Genomic DNA, 2,220 nt, shown 5'->3' with positions numbered 1-2,220 from the left:
GCTTCGATGCCTGCCAGCACGCCCAACACCCCATCGTAGGGACCACCCGAAGGCACGGTGTCAATGTGCGATCCGGTTGCGAGTGCGGGTCCTTGCTGCTGTCCTGCATAAGTACCAATGAGGTTGCCTGCGGCATCAGTTCGCACCGTCATGCCTGCCTCTTCCATCCACTGCCGCACCTGCTGTCTGGCTTGCTGGTCTTCCGGGGTAAAGGCGAGGCGGCGAATGCAACCATCTGGCAGTTTTCCGATCGCCGCTAGCTGATGAATGCTGTTCATCAAGCGATCGCCGTTCACTGTGAGCATCGAAGCAACTGCCATACGCTTTAAAAACTTATTTACGAGTACGAATGTGTAACTCTAAAATTAACCCAGTCTTTGTATACATTACGAGGCGATCGCTACCAAAGCTATGACAGAAACGACTTCAGGTGCCAAGCGGGTGTTCATTTGTGGCTCTGCATTGCGGGGTCAGCCAGACCACGGAAATCTGCAAGCGGCAACGTTTATTCGTGAGACAAAGACTCGTCCCCAGTACCGCTTGCATTCGGCTGCCGACGGCTGGCATCCGGCAATCTACGAGGTTGCAGAGGGAGGAGTTTCTATTCCTGGTGAAGTGTACGAACTGACCGCTGAACAGTACGATCACTTGATTTCGACGGAGCCTCCGAATATGTACCCCGGTGATGTGGTGCTGGAGAATGGTGAGGTAGTGACGGCAATTCTGTATCCACGGGAGTTGGTGGAGCAATACCAGTGGCCCGACATCTCACATCTAGGCGGCTGGGCGGCGTATAAGGCAAGTTTGGCTCAGGCGTAGCTCGTCGCTGGAGCTAACGTTACTACACGCAGTCAAAAGACGGCAGAAATCCGACGATCGCGGCTCACGTCTCCTGACTTAGCTCTGGGGCTGAAGCTGTGGTCGTGCCTGGAGATTCTGTTCCGGCTCGGTTGCGGTGCGCGATCGCTGCGTTTTGATCATGCTTAGATTAATCGTCAGCAAGAAACTGGTCAGACTAGCAATCACAATCACGGGCACCATTGCCGTGTCAGACAAAACACTGAGAATGACCGTGGTGCTAATCGGAGTTTTGGTAATTGCAACGTTAACGGCTGCCATCATGCACACCATCCCGATCGTTGGATGCACTTGGGGAATTCCGATCGCGATCGCTAACCCCACTGCCGCACCAATGTAAAACAGCGGAAAAATGAAGCCGCCGCGAAAGCCAGAATGCAACGTGCAGCTAATGGCTAGCATCTTCGCCAGCCCAATCATCAGCAGCATTGCCGCACCGAATGTGGAGCCTGTCTGGATGATTGTTTCAATTTCTCGCTCTCCAAAGAACAGCGTTTGAGGAAACGCCAGCGCGATTAATCCGATCGAGAATCCACCCAGCGTTGCTAGCAGAATGGTGCGGTGCTCTAGCCAGTGGGTGAGTAACCCTACCGCTCGAAAAATCAGGACGAACAGTGTGGCAACTGCTGCCCCAATAGCCCCTAGCACGGCTCCTTCGGCTAAATTCATTAGCGTCAGGGGAGGAATCGACGTGAAGTGATACATGCCGCCGATCGACAGCCCCGTGGTGACGCGAAACACGACAAAGCTGAGAATTGCCGAGAGCGTTGCCGGAATCAGCGCCTCATAGTATTCCAACCCGCGTCGGTGGGGAATCTCTAGCGCAAACAGCGCACCTCCTAAAGGCGCACCAAAGAAGGCTCCCAGCGCGGCTGCCATGCCGCAGAAGGTGAGGATGCGCGACGTGTGGGCAGTTAAGCCTAACTTTCCCGCCAGCCAGCCGCCCACGCTGCCGTTGACCTGCACAAGCGGTGCTTCTGGTCCGGCACTCCCGCCCGCCACGATCGAAAATAGAGAGGCAATCACCATTGCTGGAGTTTGTTTGATATCGATCCGTCCGGGGTCGTGCACCTTATCCACTACAAAGGAGACTTCACCGGGTAGCCCCATGAAATACAGGGTCAGTCCAACGAGCAATCCCCCAATCGTGGCAGCAATCCAGACATAGTTTGAAGCAGGAAAACTGTCAGAAAAAACCGGTTCCAAAACGTCTGGAATGGTATGCCACACCAGATGCATAGAATTTTCTAGCAGGAAGTAGTAGGCAGTTGCAACGATACCGCCAAGGATGCCGATCGCGGCTGCCCAAAGAATTGTTTGAACATAGTCTAATTCTGGCTGGACGGCGGGTGTAGAAGCAGG

Annotated in this window: 2 protein-coding genes and 1 pseudogene; 1 reads left to right on the top strand and 2 read right to left on the bottom strand. The window is 54.3% G+C overall.

Annotation, left to right across the window (positions count from 1 at the left end; all coding sequences use genetic code 11):
* Positions 1–320 (bottom strand): annotated as a pseudogene (locus H6F43_RS09915) (Zn-dependent hydrolase); the annotation flags it as partial.
* Positions 321–411: 91 nt separating this feature from the next.
* Here H6F43_RS09915 and H6F43_RS09910 point away from each other — a divergent pair.
* Complete coding sequence (locus H6F43_RS09910) at positions 412–819, top strand: gamma-glutamylcyclotransferase (RefSeq protein WP_190342620.1); 408 nt, start codon at positions 412–414, stop codon at positions 817–819.
* Between the two features lie 78 nt (positions 820–897).
* Here H6F43_RS09910 and H6F43_RS09905 read toward each other — a convergent pair.
* Positions 898–2,220, bottom strand: a 1,323-nt coding sequence (locus tag H6F43_RS09905) for a chloride channel protein (protein WP_190342619.1), incomplete at its 5' end; no start/stop codon positions are given.

Origin of the sequence: Leptolyngbya sp. FACHB-36, from assembly GCF_014695955.1 — a bacterium.
GTDB lineage: Bacteria > Cyanobacteriota > Cyanobacteriia > Leptolyngbyales > Leptolyngbyaceae > FACHB-36.
Note: the sequence above shows the minus strand (reverse complement) of the source record. Positions and strands in the feature narration are given on the sequence as shown.